Genomic DNA, 19,169 nt, shown 5'->3' with positions numbered 1-19,169 from the left:
ATCACTTGAACTTGTTACTTGCCTGATAACGGAACTTCAGAAAGTTTTGGGCATTACTTAATATCTGGAATGCATCTTTCAGGTTTCTGCGCTCGAAGTCCGACATATTTTCGGGTTCGATACTGTTATCCGGCTCTACGCCATGCTCAACATCGGCAGCCTGATGACGGATACGGACGATAGAAATAAATTCAAGTGCATCCCGAAGGTCGGCAGCTCTGCCTTTTGGCAGAATGCCCGCCTCCATAATGTCATCCAAACGTTCAAACGTATTTCTGGAACGAGAGCCTACCGCAAGAGCGTGAACACGAATAAGATCCGCCAGAGGAGCCGTTCCCCTGCGTTTCAGATTGATGGAGTTTTTATGCTGCCCATCCTTCTCCATCACGAAATCTTTAAAGAAGCCTAGGGGCGGAGTCCGGTTCAGGGCATTTCTCGCCAGACAGGCTAAAAAACGATTATTCTTGCGGGCGCGCCGTACAATGAAGCCGTTTAGTTGTTCTGCCCATTTCAGGCGGCCATATACACCATCAAGGTCAAAGAAAATAGAGCTGTTGAGCAGGGCCTTCGGATTTGGATCATCAATCCAGTCTGCAAAACACTCCTCCCATTCTGTTTGCGTCATGCGCCATATTGGGTTGGTGGCCATGATTTCTCCGGTACAGTATGGATATCCGCATTTGTCCAGGCCATCACAAACTAACTGGGCAAATTTTTCAAAATACTCGCCATGTTTTTCAGGATCATAGCTGTTATCAAGGATAATCGCATTATCCTGATCCGTGATTAACAGCTGTTCATCTCTTGCCATGGAGCCAAGAGCAAGAAAGCAATAAGGAATAGGTGGTGCGCCTAGTTCTTCTTCTGCCAGTTCAATAATTCGTTGCTTAAAACTACGGCCTATCATCGACATGGCGGTACCAACCATATGAGCATTGGCATCTTCATTTACGAGTCGTACAAAACTGTCTTTCACCTGTTCAGAAAGATGTTGTAACTCTTCTATGGTGTTTTGGTTAAAAATACTATTAACCAAAAGAAGGGAACTTTGCGATTCATACTGAACGATATCAGCTGATTCCAGAATGCCAATTGGCTTTTTATTCTTGAGAATAGGCAAATGGTGCACTTTATAGCGCAGCATTGTCATCATGGCTTCATGGACGTAGGCGTTATGATCGAGCGATACCAGCTCTGTCGTCATGACGGTATCTACGGTTTCCATGGGTGAAATGCCTTCAGCCAGAACCCGGGTACAAAGATCGCGATCGGTAATAATACCGACGAACTGGCTGGTGTCCTCTTCCTCTTCTATATCCGGATCAATGATGAGGATTGCAGATACGGACTCTTCAGCCATTTTTTGTGCAGCAAACTGAATAGTTTCATGCCGTGAGACTCTGATTGGTTCCCCGGAAAGAAGAGTGCGAATCTTCGATGTACTCAGGTCATTGCCATCTTTGGTGGTCGATACCGCTTGTCTTAGCCTGACGTTATTTTCGACTTCAACAAAATCGGCAAAAGTGTCGAAGTTCTCAAAAAGTTCCTGAAATATATTTTCCGGAATACAATAGATAAGTGAGTCCTGAATGGCTTTAGCAGGGAAACGGGCTTTGTTATTGGTTAATAATCCCATCTGCCCGAACACATCGCCTTCATCCAGACGGTTATAGAGCTCGCCACTTCGGCGGTATATTTCCACAACCCCGCTTCGGACCATATAGAGATCATGCAGGTGATCGCCAAAATGGATAATAGGGGTGTCTTCCCGGTAATAGGATATTTCAATATTTTTACTAATATATTCGATGGTTTCTTCGGGGAATTCATTAAACGGAGGATATTGTTTAATGAAGTTTGTAATTTCCAGAAGTTCTGCTTCCATGAAGGTTCCCGTTTTTGGTTTGATACCGTATATCTTATACTAAATTTAATCTGTGTGATAAAAAAGGCCAGCAAAAGCTGGCCTTAAAATAAACACTTATTTTTGTTGTGTATAGGATGGTACTTTTATAATACCGCAGCAATGCCCTTACATAGCGGCTGCATATTAGCTTTAGTCATGCCTGCCACACTGATACGGCCAGAGCCCACAATGTAAATACCGAATTCATCTTTAAGACGCGCAACCTGTTCTTTGCTCAGGCCTGAGAAAGAGAACATACCGTTTTGACGAGAGATAAAGCTGAAGTCATTTGGTACTCCTAGCTCTTTTAGCGTCGCCACAAATAGTTCACGCATTTCCTGAATGCGGTCACGCATTTCTGCTACTTCTTGTTCCCATTCAGCGCGTAGTCCCTGATTATTCAGGATGTAGGTGACTACAGCTGCACCGTGTGCCGGTGGATTAGAGTAGATAGAACGGATAATAGCCTTCGCTTGAGAAAATGCTTGTGTCGCAATGTCTTCATTTTCAGCAACAAGAGTGAAGGCACCTACACGTTCGTTGTACAGACCAAAGTTTTTGGAGAAAGAGCTCGCGACAAGAATTTCCTGGTTAAATTTAGCGAAAGTACGCAGACCTTCCGCATCTTCGTCAACCCCGTTAGCAAAGCCTTGGTAAGCAAAGTCGAACATAGGCAGAAGTTGCTTGTCTGCACACAGTTTAGCCAGTGTTTCCCACTCTTCTGCTGTTGGGTCAATACCGGTTGGGTTGTGGCAACAACCGTGCAACAATACCACATCGCCGGCACTAGCCTGGTTAAGATCAGCCAGCATGGCGGCAAAATCTTTTTCTTTTGTTTCTGCGTTGTAGTAGCTGTACTGAACCGTTTCCAGGCCTGCACCAGTGAAAACACCGTTGTGGTTTGCCCAGGTTGGGTTACTGATCCAGACTCGAGGCGCGCCAAGGTGACGTTTGATAAATTCACCTGCAATGCGAAGAGCACCGGTACCACCCGGAGCTTGTGCTGTTTTAGCGCGTTTTTCTGCGACAACCTGAGAATCTTCGCCAAACAGCAGTTTTTGTACCGCTAAACTGTATTCTGCTGTCCCTTCAATAGTCAGGTAAGATTTTGTCTTTTCGTCTTCAAGAAGTGCTGCTTCTGCTTTCTTCACAGTAGCAAGAATAGGGGTTTCACCTTTTTCATTCTTATAAATACCTACACCTAAATTAATCTTCTCAGCACGAGGGTCTTTTTTAAACTCTTCAGTAAGGCCAAGAATAGGGTCAGCGGGTGCTGCAGCGACTTTTTCAAACATAATCTCCGTCCATGTTGATAAGGGATTGATAGGCGACCATAGTTATACCTTTATGACTGTACCGTTACAACAGCAAAAAGAGATAAACAGAAAAAAAATAGATGACAGTCAGTTTTTCTGCCTGGTTATGGTTTTACCGGGCTATTTTTGTCTTAAGTGGCTATTTGTTGAGTGGAAAATTATAAGAAAGTGGCAAAAGTTTTTGAGAGGGTAATTGATGGTATCAAGCCGCCTTTTAAGGGCGGCTTGTATAACAAATAAGTTGTAGGTAACGTATTAAAAGTTAGCGCTACGAGGTGTACGAGGGAATGGGATCACGTCGCGTACGTTAGCCATACCGGTAACATAAGAAACCAGACGCTCGAAACCAAGACCGAAACCTGAATGCGGAACCGTACCATAACGGCGTAAGTCACGATACCAGTTCATATCTTCCGGCTCGATACCCATTTCAATCATACGCTTATCCAGCACATCCAAGCGCTCTTCACGCTGAGAACCACCAATGATTTCACCAATGCCCGGAGCGAGAACGTCCATCGCGGCAACGGTTTTACCATCGTCGTTCATGCGCATGTAGAAAGCTTTAATGTCTTTCGGATAGTTTTTCACGATAACCGGTGCTTTGAAGTGTTCTTCAGCAAGGTAACGCTCATGCTCGGAAGACATATCAATACCCCATTCAACAGGGAACTCAAACTCACGGCCAGAATCAAGCAGAATCTGAATAGCATCGGTGTAGTCTACTTGTGCAAAGTCAGAGTCTACGAAAGCCTCCAGACGAGAAATGGCTTCTTTGTTGATACGTTGAGCAAAGAACTCAAGGTCATCACGACGTTCTTCCAGTACCGCTTTGAAGACGTATTTCAACATGTCTTCAGAAAGTTTGGCAACATCATCCAGATCAGCAAACGCTACTTCCGGCTCAACCATCCAGAACTCTGCAAGGTGGCGGCTGGTGTTAGAGTTTTCCGCACGGAAAGTCGGACCAAAGGTGTAGACCTTACTCAGAGAACAGGCATAAGCCTCAGCGTTAAGCTGGCCGGATACGGTCAGAAACGTCTCTTTACCAAAGAAGTCTTCGTTGAAATCCACATCACCTTGTTCTGTACGAGGCAGGTTAGTCATATCCAGTGTAGAAACACGGAACATTTCGCCAGCACCTTCACAGTCTGCAGCAGTGATCAATGGAGCAGACATCCAGAAGAAGCCTTGTTCATGGTAGAAACGGTGGATGGCCTGAGACAGGCAGTTACGTACACGGGCAACGGCACCAATCACATTTGTGCGAGGACGCAGGTGAGCGACTTCACGCAGATATTCAATCGAGTGGCGGGTTTTCGCCATCGGATAAGTGTCCGCATCTTCAACCCAGCCAACAACCTTCACAGCCGTTGCAGCCAGCTCAAAATCCTGGCCTTTTGCCGGAGACTCAACAATGGTTCCCGTTACTTCTACAGAGCACCCTGTAGTCAGTTTCAGTACATCATCATTGTAATTATTCAGATCATTTGGGACCACGGCCTGAATCGGGTCGAAACAAGAGCCGTCATAAATGGCAAGGAAAGAGATTCCCGCTTTGGAATCACGACGTGAGCGGATCCAACCACGGACAGTAACTTCACTGTCAACCGCCAGCTTACCGCTGAGTACGTCTGTTACAGGCGCGTAAGTCATGTTTGATATATTCTCCGTTAAGGCAAATCAGATTTTTTATTCAGCCTGACATATTACCTGTGATAGGAATCGCTTCAACCTTTATTCGGCGATGAAAGCGTAAATTCCTCAATATTTTGAAGAAAACAAGGATGGGATGGTGAAAAATTGGGCATTCTTCAGGCGAGTACCCGTTTTACTTCTCCTTATGTGGTGCTTTTGTTGACTATATGTAAATACTGATTGATCATATTTAACATGAGCCTGTAAAAAGAAGAATCCTGTGAACTTTGCTGCGTATAAAAAAGAACTATCTCCTCTCTGGGTCTATCTTCAAACAGGGCTTTCTTTGCTTGGCTTTTTGCTGATTTTCGCTATTTCTTCTGTCTTTAATCACCTTAATGAGGGACTGAACCAGCAAGTGAGCAATGAGCAGGCGCGGATGGAGATTGGTAAGCTTATTGTTTTAGATTTAAAACGGGTAGAAGCGACATTCTATCAGATGGCCACGACATCCAGTCTGACGGGGCAGGAGCAGCTCCATTCGCAGTTACAAGAGGGAGTAAAGAATCTGGAGTCGCTGCTGAATGCTCTCGATAATGGCGGGAGCATAGAGCTGGACAATCATCTGGATTTTGTCAGGCTGGGACCAGGGCTGACGCATCACATATTAAAATATACGAGTCCGAAAGATAAGCAGGACGCTGTGATGGAGGTCATTGAGTTGTACCCGACTCTGCAGCAGATGAAACGTGAGGCGATTGATTTATTACTCATGCTTAAGCAGCGGGAAAAATATAAAAAAGCCGGCAGTTCTGAGCCATATATCCAGATTATCAGTGAGATAAAAGCTTATCTCAGTACGCTTCCTCAGTTTTTCCGGAAAGCGACAGAAAGTGCAAATAAGTTACTGTTCAACAGTCATGAAAAACTGCATTCGCTGGAAAAAAGTATTGACTCGCAGCGGTCTGACTACCAGGCACTGCAGTTTACTCTGTTTTTCATTGTCATTTTCTCTGTTCTTATGATCGGTTATTTTATTTTGCGTCAGGTTAACCGGTCGCAGAAACAGCTTCAGGAACTGGCAAAAAATCTGGAATTCCAGAAGTTCGCACTGGATGAACATGCGATAGTTAGTGCCACGGATGCTGCGGGCGATATTACTTACGCCAATGATAAGTTTTGCCGGGCCAGTGGTTACTCAAGAGAAGAACTAATAGGGCAGAACCATCGCATTCTTAAATCCGGCGAACACAGTACCGCTTTTTTCCGGGATTTATGGAAGACCATTACGGCGGGTAATGTCTGGAGTGGTGAAATTAAGAACCGGTCAAAGGATGGCTCTTATCACTGGTTCTCTGCCACTATTGTTCCCCTTTGTGATGATGGGGGGAAACCGTTCCAGTATATCGCTATCCGCACAGATACCACTAAGCAGAAAGCAATTGAGCAGACCATGCTGGAGCAGCATCGGTTCTTGCTAAGTCTGGCCAACTCTATGGGAGAAGGGGTATATGCTGTCGACAAAGCCGGTAAGTGTATTTTTATCAATCACAAAGCCCTCGAACTGATAGGGTACACCGAATCAGAAGTGGTAGGTTCTGATATCCATGTTTTGATTCATCATCATAATGAGTCAGGAGAAGATAAACCGAAAGCGTCCTGCCCTATTTTTGACCGTATGGAGTCAGATTTCCCATTTAACTCTGACAACGAATGGTTCTGTGATAAACAACGCCAACGGTTCCCGGTGTCGGTGAATGCTGTTCCTCTTTACCGGGACAATGTCTTTGATGGCTATGTCGCGACTTTTCAGGATATCTCTCTGCGTAAAGATGCGGAGCAAAAGCTGCGCAGCGCCAAGCGTCAGGCTGAAGAGGCAAACAAAACTAAAAGTCAGTTTTTAGCCAATATGAGTCATGAGATCCGAACACCAATGAATGTCATTATCGGTATGTCTCACCTCGTACTTCAGACTGAACTCAATAAAAAACAAGAAAATTATCTGAAAAAAATCCAGCATTCAGCTGAACTTTTACTCCATGTTATCAACGATATACTCGATTTATCCAAAGTAGAGGCGGGTAAGCTGGATATTGAGCATTCAGAGTTCTGGTTTCAGACGGTCTTTAATGATTTAGCATCGATTTTTAATGTAAGTGCCGAAGAAAAGGGCTTAATTCTTAGGTTTGACGCTGCGCCGGAAATTCCAGAGCTGCTTGTGGGAGATGCCATGAGGCTGAATCAGGTTCTGGTGAATTTGTGCAGTAACGCGATTAAATTTACCGATGAGGGAGAGGTTATTGTCTCCGCTTCTGTATTGGCGAAAGATAGCCGTCATGTTGAGCTTCTTTTTACCGTAAAGGATACAGGCAATGGCATGACCCAAAATCAGCAAGCCCATATATTTAATCCGTTTAATCAGGCTGATGCATCGACTACCCGGGAATATGGCGGGACAGGCCTGGGGTTATCGATCAGTAAAGAACTGGTGTCGATGATGGGGGGCGATATATGGGTAGAAAGTGAGTTAGGCAAAGGCAGTACCTTTTACTTTAGCTTGAGTCTGCATTATCACAATACCCCGGCACAAAGCTCTGTGACCCAGGATGGTGGTCAGAAACCGGGACGGGGCAAAGGAAACGAGTTAAAAGGCTATGCCATCCTTCTTGTCGAAGATAATAAATTTAATCAGGAAGTCGCCGCTGATTTGCTCAAAAATTTTGGTGCAGACGTGAAGATCGCAGAAAATGGTCAGAAAGCACTGAATATGCTTTCAGAAGCCACGTACGATGCGGTCCTGATGGACTGTCAGATGCCGGTGATGGATGGATACTCGGCGACCAGAGTTATCCGGCAAAATGATCGGTTTGGTGATGTACCTATTATCGCGATGACAGCACACGCGATGAGTGAAGAGATCGATGAAATGTACAAGTGTGGTATGAATGATCACATTGTGAAGCCGATTAATGTCAGTGTGCTGCTGAACACGTTGACGAAATGGCTGACAAAAAGTAGTGACGGCATGCCTTCCGGAGTGATTGGAGATATGGTATCTCCGGATGTCAGAGAAGAGGCTAGTATTGAAGAAGAGGTGACGGAAACCAAAGGTGAAATGATCAATAGCCAGCTAGCAATGAAAAGACTGGGTATTGATAATGCCGATTACTTGAAAATACTGTCCCGGTTTGCAGATAATGAAGCCGGTGTTGTGCAGGAAATACAGAACGCATGGCGTGGTCAGAGTGTGGATACCGCAATACACTTGGCACATACATTAAAGAGTACTTCCGGAACGATTGGGGCCACAGAGCTTTATGAACAAGCAGAAGAGTGCGAAGCTCTATTAAGAGAGAGCCCAATAACGGATAAAATCAGAACCGCGTTGGACGAAAAGTTAGATGCTCTTGAGGTGTTGTTTAATGGAGTGTTGAGTGAGATTAGACTTAAAGTGAAACCAACCGTGTCACCAAGCTATGAACATAATAGGGAATACACAGATATATTGCAGGAACTCCGGACAAAATTGGCTGAGTTTGATGGAGAATCAGAGGAGCTGATGGCTCAGTTATTGAGTATGGAATTACCGCCGGAGGTAAGACATCGGTGTGAAAGGGCTTTTCACGCGATAGAACAGTATGATTTTGAAAGCGCGCTTCAGATGCTTGAGGACGGGAAGTAGGCATATAATGAAAGAAAAACTCGAATTGCCAACAATTCTTATTGTTGATGATACCCCTGAAAATATTGATGTGCTGAAAGGTATCTTGAAAACGCATTACAGAATAAAAGTGGCGACAAACGGGGAATTAGCATTAAGAATCGTAGAAAAAAGTAAACCTGACCTGATCTTATTGGATGTCATGATGCCGGGTATGGATGGCTACGAGGTCTGCAAACGGCTGAAGTCAAATGAAGAGACGGTACATATCCCGGTTATTTTTGTCACCGCCATGTCTGAAACGGAAGATGAAGCCATGGGGCTTCAGTTGGGGGCGGTTGATTACATTATTAAACCGGTCAATGCTGCGATCGTGAAAGCCAGGGTAAAAACACACTTAATGATCGCTGATAGCCGAAAGTCTTGTGAAATGGTCGTCACTGAGAGGACGCAGGAGCTGGCAGAAGCGCAACGCTCAGCCATTTTTATGCTGGGTGATGCGGGACATTATAATGATACCGATACCGGTGTTCATATCTGGCGTATGGCGGCCTATGCCGGCGTGTTGGCAAAAGCGGTGAACTGGCATGTCGAACAGGCGAAGCTGCTGGAACTTGCTGCTCCTATGCACGATACGGGGAAAGTAGGGATATCGGATTCCATTTTAAAGGCAGAGCGGAAGTTGAAGCCGGATGAATGGGAAACAATGAAAACACATTCTGAAATTGGTTATCGGATCCTGAGTCGTAGTGATACACCTCTGTTTCGTCTGGCTGCGGAGGTAGCACATTATCACCACGAAAAATGGGATGGTACCGGGTATCCTGTCGGCCTGAAAGGAGAAGAGATTCCTGAATCTGCCAGAATTGTCGCGATAGCCGATGTTTTCGATGCGCTGACCAATAAGCGGCCATATAAAGGAGCATGGTCTCTGGATGACGCGTTTAAGTCTATTGAACGACATTCAGGTACGCATTTTGAACCCAGGCTAGTGAAAGCATTTCTAGCGGTAAGAAACGAAATCGAAGCCGTCAAACAAAACTGGGACAGCAAAGAAGCATTGTTACCGGAAGAACGTTTTATTGACAGTTTATAGCCTTATGCTTTTATAAGATGGCCAGATCCGCTTAATATCTGGCTATACCCTTTTTCTTAAAATATATTCCGGCCCGTATTGATCCCCGTGGTATTGCACACCACTGTCAGAAAATCCGGCTTTTAGCAGGCATTGATAGGCTGCGTTATTTTTTTTGTTCACGATCGCGCACAAAGATTTACAGTCAGGGTAGGCATTATAGATATAATTAAACAATCTCTTAATGACAGAAACCGCATAACCTTTTCTCTGATATTGCTTATCTATCACAAAGTTTTTTAAACCAATTTCGTGTTTTTGAGAAAAGGTATATCTGTGTGAATAAGATTTATCGAGTAAGAAAAAGCCAACGACTTCTTTTCCATTATTAATGACAAAAAATTCAATATCTGCTGTCCGGTTTTCCCACAGGTCACCAAATGAAGAGATAAACTCCAATTGCTCTTTTGTCACCTGTAAATTCAACAGACTAGAGTAATCTTTTAATTTTGCTTTTCTGAACGTTAACATAAGCAACTGTTTACCAATATGTATTTATTACTGACAAGAATATCAACCTTTTAGCTGTATTTGTAGCGCCTGGATTATTTGAGCGGTGACTCCCCAGATAAAATGTTCTTTGTAGGGAATGGCAAAGACTCTGTGGCTGATGTGTTTGAACTGAAAAATCTGGCTATACAGCTGTTGAATATCAAAAAGGTGGCTGGCGGGTACCTCAAATATCGAATCTACTTCATTTTTATCCAGCTTGGCTATGTAGTCAGAGCTGATCAGAGCAATGACCGGAGTCACAAGAAAATGGCTGATAGTCATCAGTTCCGGTAGTGTACCGAGTACCCGAATTTGCTGTTTAGTGACGCCAATTTCTTCTTCGACCTCGCGAATTGCTGTGCCGATGATCGAATGATCGAAGTCTTCATATTTTCCGCCGGGAAAGGCAACCTGACCCGGATGGTGTTTTAAATGGGCCGCCCGGTGAATGAGAATCACATTCAGGCCGTGATCTCTTTCAACGCAACCAATCATCACCCCGGCTCTGCGTAATTTGCTCTTATCCAGTCCGGCACATCGCTCCAGCCCTTCGCTATGATAATGAACTGGAAGATTTAAGCTGAAATTACGCAGAAGCTGAGATTTATCCATCGTTATCACTTTCCAACACAGGCAGGATCCGGCTTAATTTATCGAAGGTTTCCTGATATTCATCGTTGCTTTTACTGTCCGCGACAATACCTCCGCCAGCCCATACATACAGCTTTTCATTACAGGCGATCAGTGTTCGTATGGTAATACTGGTATCCATGTTTCCGCAGCGGCTCAGATAACCAATACTTCCACAGTATACCTTTCTTCTGTGGGGTTCCAGTTCTTCGATAATTTCCATGGCGCGGACTTTTGGAGCTCCGGTTATTGAACCTCCGGGAAATGATGCTTTCAGCAAATCGGCAGCCTGATATCTGTCATCCAGAGAGGCTGTAATCGTACTCACTAGGTGATGAACGGCAGGAAAGCTTTCTATATCAAACAGTTTAGGGACCTGAACGGTGCCCGGTTTTGCTACCCGGCCGATATCGTTACGCAGCAGGTCGACAATCATCAGGTTTTCGGCCTGATCTTTTTCGGCATGGGCCAGTTCTCTGGCGTATTGTTGATCAAGCAGAGCGTCATTGGAACGGGGCCGGGTGCCTTTTATTGGTTTCGTCTGGATATCCCGCCCTCTTAGCTCGATAAAACGCTCTGGAGAGACACTCAGGATAGCGGCTTCATCTGTACGGATAAAGGCTGAAAATGGCGCATTGTTGTTCTGTTCCAGTTTCTCATAAGCTGCCCATTCAGAACCGGTATATTGAGCTGAAAAGCGCTGGGTGAGGTTTATCTGGTAGCAGTCACCGGAACGTAGGTAGTCGTGAATCCTGGCAAGTTTTTCCTGATATTCTGTTTTCGTCATATTGGACTGCCAGGATGATGTTAGGCTGAATGCCTGCTCAGATAACGCCTGCGGCTCTTCCTGATCAGTCAGCCATTGATAGGCGATGTGTGGATCTTGACCAACAACGGTGGCTTTTTTCTGTTGGTGATCGACGATCAGAGCCCAATCATACAATCCCACTGCCATATCAGCCATCGGAATATCATCTTCAGCCAGTGACGGCAGAACTTCTACCCTGCGTCCTAGATCGTAGCCAAAATAACCCAGAGCGCCACCGCAGAACGGAATGTTCTCTACCGGTGGTATTGAAGGCAGCCACTGCTCCATACATTGCCGAACCAGCAGAAAAGGGTCCTGTTCTGAGTAAGATGCCTCTCCATCTTTTGTGATTTTGGTCTGTGATCCGGTTGTTTGTAGTGTTGCAACAGGATTTGCCACCAGAATATCAAAACGGCTGTCGATATGATCCTGTGAAGCGGAGCGTAACAGCATCGCCCAGGGCTGGTGTGAAATTGACCGAAAAAACTGCTTTGCTAGCAAAGGCTGATAATTAATGTTAAAAGTTGAGAACTTGTGATTTGTTTTGTAATTCATTTGCTTAAACTGTGACAAGAAGTGCAATCACCATATGGCGCTTAAGAGTATCATATTTTTCAGAACTTAATATAACTTACATGAGGGCAAGAGCAATGACCGTCATACGCAAGGAAGATCTTATCACCAGCGTCGCTGATGCACTTCAGTATATTTCCTACTATCATCCGATAGATTTTGTTAAAGCGTTAGAAAAGGCTTACCACAAAGAGCTGAATCCGGCAGCTAAAAGTGCCATTGCTCAGATCCTGATTAATTCCAAAATGTCAGCAGAAGGGCATCGGCCACTTTGTCAGGATACGGGTATCGTCACCTGTTTTGTGAAAGTGGGGATGGATGTGAAGTGGGAAACCGATATGACGGTTCAGGAGATGGTGGATGAAGGGGTGCGGCAGGCGTACACCAATCCGGACAATCCTCTGCGTGCTTCCGTGTTGAGTGACCCTGCCGGGTTGAGAATTAACACCAGAGACAATACACCGGCTGTTGTTCATATTGATTTAGTGCCGGGGAATCAGGTCGAAGTTCAGATTGCAGCAAAAGGCGGCGGTTCTGAAAATAAAACCAAGATGGTCAAACTTAACCCTTCGGATGATATCGCTGAGTGGGTCGAGAAAACGATGCCGACGCTAGGGGCAGGATGGTGTCCACCGGGCGTTCTGGGCATCGGCATCGGCGGTACTGCTGAAAAAGCGGCACTGCTGGCCAAAGAAACCCTGATGGAACATATTGATATTCAGGAATTGATTGAACGCGGCCCGCAAAATGCGGAAGAAGAGTTGCGTCTGGATATCTATAACCGGGTAAACAAGTTGGGCATTGGTGCTCAGGGGCTGGGCGGATTAACCACAGTGGTGGATGTCAAAATTAAGAGTGCACCGACCCATGCGGCCTCTAAACCCGTGTGTATGATCCCGAACTGCGCGGCAACACGCCATATCAGTTTTAAGCTGGACGGTTCAGGCCCAGCAGAACTGGAACCGCCAAAGCTGGAAGACTGGCCGGATATCACTTTGGAAGTGGGTGAAAATGCCCGCCGGGTAAACCTGGATGAAGTGACGAAAGAAGACATCCAGCAGTGGAAAATGGGTGAAACACTGCTGCTGTCCGGTAAGATCCTGACCGGGCGCGACGCGGCACATAAGAAAGTTGAGGAACTACTAAAAAGCGGACAGGGTCTTCCTGAAGGCGTCGACTTTAACGGTAAGTTTATCTACTACGTCGGGCCGGTTGATCCGGTTCGTGATGAGGTGGTGGGGCCTGCAGGGCCAACGACGTCTACCCGTATGGATAAATTCACTGAGACCATGCTGGGTGACGCCGGGCTTGCTGGTATGATCGGTAAAGCCGAACGTGGTCCGGAAGCGATTGAGTCAATTAAAAAACACAAAGCTGTGTATCTGATGGCTGTTGGTGGTGCAGCGTATTTGGTATCAAAAGCGATTAAGAAAGCCCGTGTTGTCGCTTTTGAAGAACTGGGTATGGAAGCCATCTATGAGTTTGAGGTTGAAGATATGCCGGTTACTGTTGCAGTGGATTCTGCGGGTGAAAATGTTCACCAGATTGGTCCGGATACCTGGCGGGTCAAAATTGCTGAAGCCGAGAGTAAATCTGTGTAAGGCTGATTTCAGTCAGCAGATTTATTTGGTAAAAGTGTCAGTTCTGATAAGACAATAAGCGCGGATTATTCCGCGCTTAATTCTATGAATTAGTATTAGATATGTACCTGTAACAGAAATCGAGCAAGAGGTAGGCATGAGTAAGGTTCAACAGGAAATCAGTGATTTCATCCACCGGGGAATGGATAGCCATCTGCGTCTGGCGGTAACGGGACTATCTCGTGCGGGAAAAACCGCCTTCATCACTTCACTGGTTAATCAACTGTTGTATTCCTCCACACATGACAACCTCCCATTACTGTTGTCTGCCCGGGACAAAAACCTCATTGGGGCAAAGCGTGTGCCTCAGTCTAACATGATGGTGCCGCGTTTTGCTTACGATGAAGCGATTGATGCACTGCATTCGCAACCACCTAAGTGGCCGGAACCGACCCGGGACGTGAGTGAAATCCGGCTGGCTATCCGTTTTCGTCCGCAAAAGGGAGCGAAAAAATGGCTGGCAAAATCGTCGACTCTGTATTTGGATATCATTGACTATCCGGGTGAATGGCTGCTCGATCTGCCCTTATTGAATATGACATATTCTGAATGGAGCCGTCATCAGTTCGAGCATCTGAAAGGGCTAAGAAAGCAGCTGGCTGAAAAGTGGATGGAAAAGGTATCGGTACTGGATCCCCTTGCGGATGCGGATGAAAAACATCTGGCGGAGCTGTCTGGTGTCTATACCGACTACCTGCATCAGTGTAAACAGCAAGGGTTACACTGGGTTCAGCCGGGGCGTTTTGTTCTGCCCGGGGAGCTGGAAGGCGCGCCGGTATTGCAGTTTTTTCCTTTTCCTGCCACAGACAAAGACACGGTTCAGAAAGCGGGCAAGCATTCGGTTTATGCCATGTTGAAATCCCGTTATGAAGAGTATCAGCAAAGAGTGGTCAAAGCGTTTTACAAGCAGTATTTTTCTACCTTTGATCGTCAGATCGTGCTGGTGGATTGTCTGCAGCCATTAAATGCCGGCTATGAGTCTTTTCAGGATATGAAAAATGCGCTGGAACAGATTATGAGAAGCTTTCGTTATGGCCGACATTCTCTGCTGCATCGGCTGTTTTCTCCCCGGATCGACAAGATACTGTTTGCCGCGACCAAAGCGGATCATGTGACGCCGGAACAACACCGGGCGTTAAGCTCTCTTTTACAACAAATGGTTCACCCGGCCTGGCAGAATGCCGCTTTTGAGGGGATTGATATGAGCTGTATCAGTATGGCATCTATTCAGTCTACGACCACTGGCTTTGTCACATCCAAAGACACGTCAACACCGGCTATTCAGGGAGACACTCTGGAAGGCGAGCCCGTCACTCTTTTTCCGGGAGATGTTCCCGGGAAACTACCGGGTGCAGAATTCTGGAAGACAAACGGGTTTGAATTTATCGGCTTCCGGCCTATGCCGTCAGAGCCTGATACACCGCTTCCACATGTGAGAATGGATAAAGCCCTGCAATATTTGATTGGGGATAAACTGATATGAGTGAGATAAAACCCAAAATAGTGTACAAGCAAAAACTGGATGAGCCTTATAAGGACGGGTATGACAAAGCGGATAAGAGTCAAGAGGAAGATCTGACAGCCCATCAGCGTTTTGATGCGCAGGCAAAGTTTGTCCCAGAACCTGCTCAGCCTGAGGAAAACAGAACAGAACAGGAACTGGAAAGCATTATCCGTCCGGAGAGGAAAAAATCCCGGCTTGTCGGAGGCATTCTTACCGCATTTTCTGGCTTGGTTGGCTGGCAGACGGTGGATTCGGTTCTGAATGCAATACAAGGCGGTGACTGGCTGACTATTGGCTGGTCTGCATTTATCGCATCTTTGGCCGGGTTGGGGATTGGCGCTATTGGCCGCGAGCTTTGGAAGTTAAGAAAGCTGCGTCGTCACTTCTCGGTACAAGAGAAAGGGGAAGCGTTGATTGCCAGTGACAGTGTCGGCCAAGGTGAAGCGTTTTGTCAGAAACTGGCCAAGGAAAGCCATATCGTGGAAGAACACCCCGGTTTTGAACGCTGGAAGAACAGCATTCAGGGGGCTCACAATGACAGTGAAATTCTGCAAATGTATGAGGGTATGGTGCTTAGTCAGCAGGATAAACAAGCTAAGGAGCTCATAGCCCGCTTTTCCAGCGAAGCAGCACTGTTGGTTGCCGTGAGCCCACTGGCAATAGCTGATATGCTTCTGGTGGCGTGGCGTAATTTTAAGCTGATTGACCGGCTGGCCGGAATCTATGGGGTAGAGTTGGGATACTGGTCGCGTATTCGTCTTTTCCGGCTGGTATTACTCAATATGGCGCTGGCCGGTGCCTCGGAGGTTGCTATAGACGCAGGCATTAACCTGTTATCGGTCGATTTGGCTGGGAAAGTATCGACCCGGGTAGCGCAAGGCTTTGGTATCGGTATTCTGACGGCCCGGGTTGGCATTAAGGCTCAGTCTTTACTGCGTCCGATTCCTGTCAATAAAGAAAACCAGTTAAGACTGGGAGAAATTCGTAAACAGCTTATAACCACACTGAAAGCAAGAATTTGATTCTTGACTGAAAATTTTCCTTTATTACACTAGGTGTCAACTTTTTCTGACACCTTTAAGGAACAACTTGTGCGTCTTGAAGTTCTTTGTGAAGACCGGCTTGGTTTAACCCGCGAACTGCTTGATATTCTTGCTTCCCGAAATATCGATTTACGCGGGATAGAGATAGACGTCAGCGGCATTATCTATCTGAACTTTCCTGAAATTGATTTTGATACATTCCGGGAACTGATGGCTCAGATCAGGCGTATCTCCGGGGTGAGTGACGTCAGAAAGATCCAGTTTATGCCAAGCGAAAGGCATACGACAGAACTTAATTCAATCCTTGCCAACCTACCGGATCCGGTGCTTTCTGTTGGCCTGAAAGGCGAAGTTGACATGCTCAACCATGCAGCTGAGGCTCTGTTTTCAAAGAAAAACTCAGAACTGAGTGGTGTTCAGGTTACATCTTTACTTCCTGGCTTTAATTATTCCGGATGGCTGGAAGATAACCGGCAGCGTAGGCGCGAGGCCATTGTGCTGGATGGCCTGGACTATGTTGCCGAGACGATGCCTGTTTATATTACCGAAGAAATCTCCGGAGATGAGGTGATAGCCGGAGCGGTTATTACCTTGAGGCACAGTGTGCAGGACGGTACTAAGATCAACTTCCTGCCGGAAGGAAATAGCCTTGGCTTTGAACATTTTGTCGGGATATCCAACCGGCATAAGGCAATGATGACCCAGGCTAAAAAGTTGTCGATGATGGATCAGCCTCTGTTGATCGAGGGTGAGACCGGAACCGGTAAAGAAATGCTGGCAAGAGCCTGTCATAACCGTTCTGAACGGGCACCCAATCCTTTCCTGGTACTGAGTTGTGCGTCAATGCCTGACGATGTAGCAGAAACCGAGTTGTTTGGTCACGCCCCCGGAACGTTTAATCAGAATGTCGGACATAAGGGGATTTTTGAGCAGGCCGATGGAGGAACCGTCTTTCTGGACGAAATTGGTGAGATGAGTTCACATCTGCAGATCAAACTGCTCCGTTTTTTACAGGATGGCACTTTCCGGCGTGTGGGGGAAGAACATGAAGTTCACGTAAATGTTCGGGTTATTGCGTCTACCAAGCAGAACCTGGCCGAGTTGACCGAGCTGGGCAAGTTTCGGGAAGACTTGTATTATCGCCTGAACGTTCTGACGATCAGTATTCCCGCATTACGTGAGCGTCCTAGTGATGTACCTGTGCTATTTGATTTGTTTTTATCTAAGTATGCCCAGCAGTTAGGGGTATCAAAGCCAGCTGTCGATCAAGCCGTAATGGATGAACTTGCCGCCTATCAGTGGCCGGGGAATATCCGGGAGCTGGATAATATGGTGCTGCGGGCAATGACTCAGTTAACCGGTGACCAGTTAACGCTCGATTATTTCAAGCTACCTAAAGTTGAAAGTACAGCTTCTGGTTTAATTGGTGTCAACCTGGATGGGTCTCTGGATGAGATCATGAAGCATTATGAGGCTCAAATTCTGGATAAATTGTATCAGTCATTCCCATCCAGTCGTAAGCTAGCGAAACGGTTAGGGGTTTCACATACCTCAATTGCGAATAAACTAAGAGATTATGGGATTAATAAGCACTGATGTGGCGAGAACTGACTTTTAAAGCTATGAATGAAACTGAAGGCAATATTCAGGTCCGTTTAGCGCGAACCGAAGATGCAGGATTAATCAGTGATTATTTCCTGCGAAACAAAACATACCTTGAGCCGTGGGAGCCTAAGCGTGAAAATGAATTTTACACGTTTGAAGGCTGGCGCAGAAAGCTGATAAAACTTAATGAGCTGCATTTAATGGAGCTTGGGTTTTATTGTCTGATTTTTAATACAACCACAAACACTTTGCTGGGGACTATTTCATTCAGTAACCTGAACCGCTTCCCTCAGCATTCGTGTAGTGTCGGCTACTCTCTGGATGAAAATATGCAGGGAAGAGGTATTATGCGCACAGCTTTGCGCTTAGCGTGTAACTGGATGTTTAACGTTCAGAATATGCACCGCATCACGGCCAGCTATATGCCGCATAACAGAAAAAGTGAAGCGGTACTGGAAGCTTCCGGTTTTCAGAAGGAAGGTTTCGCAAAAGGCTACCTGCTGATAAACGGCCAATGGGAAGATCATAATATGACGGCTCTTATCAATCAGAGCTGGCAGGAAAGAGCATAAGTAGCAACGGGACAACATGACATATATTCCTTTAAATGATTATCCCAGAAAGTGGATTTTTACTCACCAGTCAATGCCGGTAGAGGCCGATGACCTGGACAAAATTAAACCGATGACACAGGCACGATCCGCTCAGCTGTGGAGAGATAACATCAGTGCCCAAAGCCCGGATGCTGACCGATTTGCCAGCTCCGACTGGCCATCTAAAACGCAAAGCTGGATTAATGAAGTCAGTTGGATGGATGAGTGGGACTCCGATGATCCTGAACTGCCTGAAGCCGTGCTTGAACATATTCAGTGGCAGGATGATGTTACCGTCTATTTCTGCTATGAAAAATATAATGTGATTGAAACCAAGTGGGATGTGTTTAAACGCAACTGGAAAAACTTCCTGTTTTTTGATGATGGCCCAATCTTACTTGGCCGCCGCAGAGAAGAAGTGTTGTGGTTTCAGACCAATGGTACGGTGAAACTCGGCAAGCGGAGCGCTTAAGCTAGATTAGCCAGAAGGCAATCTGCCAGTTCTCAGACCTCGATGTCATTAGATCTGGCCGATTGCGATAGTGCTGCCAATCTAAAACGTTTGTGGCCCAAACTTTGTTAGAGTAGTCGCTCGTAACATTCCTCGCTATCCATGTTTGCCCCA

The 19,169-nt window shown here is 46.0% G+C and carries 14 protein-coding genes; 8 read left to right on the top strand and 6 right to left on the bottom strand.

The window, feature by feature from the left end:
- Position 1: 1 nt before the first annotated feature.
- From DI392_RS00405 to asnS, 3 genes are all read right to left on the bottom strand, one after another.
- A complete protein-coding gene (locus DI392_RS00405; RefSeq protein WP_109317936.1) occupies positions 2–1,885 on the bottom strand; it encodes a DUF294 nucleotidyltransferase-like domain-containing protein in 1,884 nt (627 codons plus the stop codon).
- A 125-nt stretch (positions 1,886–2,010) separates the two neighbouring features.
- The gene (locus DI392_RS00400) at positions 2,011–3,201 is read right to left on the bottom strand and encodes an amino acid aminotransferase (RefSeq protein WP_109317935.1); all 1,191 of its coding nucleotides are present in this window, start codon (positions 3,199–3,201) and stop codon (positions 2,011–2,013) included.
- A 276-nt stretch (positions 3,202–3,477) separates the two neighbouring features.
- A complete protein-coding gene (gene asnS / locus DI392_RS00395) occupies positions 3,478–4,878 on the bottom strand; it encodes an asparagine--tRNA ligase (protein ID WP_109317934.1) in 1,401 nt (466 codons plus the stop codon).
- Between the two features lie 262 nt (positions 4,879–5,140).
- Here asnS and DI392_RS00390 point away from each other — a divergent pair, with 262 nt between their 5' ends.
- Positions 5,141–8,542, top strand: coding sequence for a hybrid sensor histidine kinase/response regulator (locus tag DI392_RS00390; protein WP_109317933.1), 3,402 nt, complete (start codon positions 5,141–5,143; stop codon positions 8,540–8,542).
- 7 nt (positions 8,543–8,549) lie between these two features.
- Entirely contained in the window at positions 8,550–9,617 is a 1,068-nt protein-coding gene (locus DI392_RS00385) for a response regulator (protein ID WP_109317932.1), read from the top strand.
- A 42-nt stretch (positions 9,618–9,659) separates the two neighbouring features.
- On the opposite strand, the gene DI392_RS00380 is transcribed toward DI392_RS00385, so the two are convergent.
- The 3 genes from DI392_RS00380 to pabB all read right to left on the bottom strand — a co-directional run bounded on the left by DI392_RS00380 (position 9,660) and on the right by pabB (position 12,141).
- The gene (locus DI392_RS00380; protein WP_181388327.1) at positions 9,660–10,070 is read right to left on the bottom strand and encodes a GNAT family N-acetyltransferase; all 411 of its coding nucleotides are present in this window, start codon (positions 10,068–10,070) and stop codon (positions 9,660–9,662) included.
- Positions 10,071–10,169: 99 nt separating this feature from the next.
- Complete coding sequence (locus DI392_RS00375) at positions 10,170–10,760, bottom strand: CoA pyrophosphatase (protein ID WP_109317930.1); 591 nt, start codon at positions 10,758–10,760, stop codon at positions 10,170–10,172.
- On the bottom strand, positions 10,753–12,141 hold the full coding sequence (gene pabB, locus DI392_RS00370; RefSeq protein WP_109317929.1) for an aminodeoxychorismate synthase component 1: 1,389 nt from the start codon (positions 12,139–12,141) through the stop codon (positions 10,753–10,755). The genes DI392_RS00375 and pabB overlap by 8 nt, the downstream gene beginning before the upstream one ends.
- 95 nt (positions 12,142–12,236) lie before the next feature.
- Between pabB and DI392_RS00365 the strand changes: the two genes are divergently transcribed.
- From DI392_RS00365 to DI392_RS00340, 6 genes are all read left to right on the top strand, one after another.
- Positions 12,237–13,760: a fumarate hydratase gene (locus tag DI392_RS00365; protein WP_109317928.1), complete on the top strand. Its 1,524-nt coding sequence runs from the start codon at positions 12,237–12,239 to the stop codon at positions 13,758–13,760.
- 136 nt (positions 13,761–13,896) lie between these two features.
- Positions 13,897–15,282, top strand: a complete 1,386-nt coding sequence (locus DI392_RS00360) for a YcjX family GTP-binding protein (protein WP_109317927.1) — start codon at positions 13,897–13,899, stop codon at positions 15,280–15,282.
- On the top strand, positions 15,279–16,325 hold the full coding sequence (locus DI392_RS00355) for a YcjF family protein (protein WP_109317926.1): 1,047 nt from the start codon (positions 15,279–15,281) through the stop codon (positions 16,323–16,325). Before DI392_RS00360 ends, DI392_RS00355 begins: the two co-directional genes overlap by 4 nt.
- A gap of 69 nt (positions 16,326–16,394) precedes the next feature.
- Positions 16,395–17,942 (top strand): transcriptional regulator TyrR, encoded by a 1,548-nt coding sequence (gene tyrR, locus DI392_RS00350; RefSeq protein WP_109317925.1) that lies wholly within the window; start codon positions 16,395–16,397, stop codon positions 17,940–17,942.
- Positions 17,942–18,523 carry a GNAT family N-acetyltransferase gene (locus tag DI392_RS00345; protein WP_109317924.1) on the top strand — a complete coding sequence of 194 codons (582 nt, stop codon included), beginning with the start codon at positions 17,942–17,944 and terminating at the stop codon, positions 18,521–18,523. The genes tyrR and DI392_RS00345 overlap by 1 nt, the downstream gene beginning before the upstream one ends.
- Before the next feature lie 16 nt (positions 18,524–18,539).
- Complete coding sequence (locus DI392_RS00340) at positions 18,540–19,016, top strand: DUF2947 domain-containing protein (protein ID WP_109317923.1); 477 nt, start codon at positions 18,540–18,542, stop codon at positions 19,014–19,016.
- The last annotated feature ends 153 nt before the right edge of the window (positions 19,017–19,169 follow it).

The organism is Vibrio albus (assembly GCF_003144035.1).
Classification (GTDB): Bacteria; Pseudomonadota; Gammaproteobacteria; order Enterobacterales; family Vibrionaceae; genus Vibrio; species Vibrio albus.
This window is presented reverse-complemented; position numbering and strand designations above follow the sequence as displayed.

Coding starts and splice junctions, on each gene's coding strand:
- DI392_RS00405 (WP_109317936.1), bottom strand. CDS start 1,885: ATGGAAGCAGAACTTCTGGAAATTACAAACTTCATTAAACAATATCCT.
- DI392_RS00400 (WP_109317935.1), bottom strand. CDS start 3,201: ATGTTTGAAAAAGTCGCTGCAGCACCCGCTGACCCTATTCTTGGCCTT.
- asnS (WP_109317934.1), bottom strand. CDS start 4,878: ATGACTTACGCGCCTGTAACAGACGTACTCAGCGGTAAGCTGGCGGTT.
- DI392_RS00385 (WP_109317932.1), top strand. CDS start 8,550: ATGAAAGAAAAACTCGAATTGCCAACAATTCTTATTGTTGATGATACC.
- DI392_RS00375 (WP_109317930.1), bottom strand. CDS start 10,760: ATGGATAAATCTCAGCTTCTGCGTAATTTCAGCTTAAATCTTCCAGTT.
- pabB (WP_109317929.1), bottom strand. CDS start 12,141: ATGAATTACAAAACAAATCACAAGTTCTCAACTTTTAACATTAATTAT.
- DI392_RS00365 (WP_109317928.1), top strand. CDS start 12,237: ATGACCGTCATACGCAAGGAAGATCTTATCACCAGCGTCGCTGATGCA.
- DI392_RS00360 (WP_109317927.1), top strand. CDS start 13,897: ATGAGTAAGGTTCAACAGGAAATCAGTGATTTCATCCACCGGGGAATG.
- DI392_RS00355 (WP_109317926.1), top strand. CDS start 15,279: ATGAGTGAGATAAAACCCAAAATAGTGTACAAGCAAAAACTGGATGAG.
- DI392_RS00345 (WP_109317924.1), top strand. CDS start 17,942: ATGTGGCGAGAACTGACTTTTAAAGCTATGAATGAAACTGAAGGCAAT.
- DI392_RS00340 (WP_109317923.1), top strand. CDS start 18,540: ATGACATATATTCCTTTAAATGATTATCCCAGAAAGTGGATTTTTACT.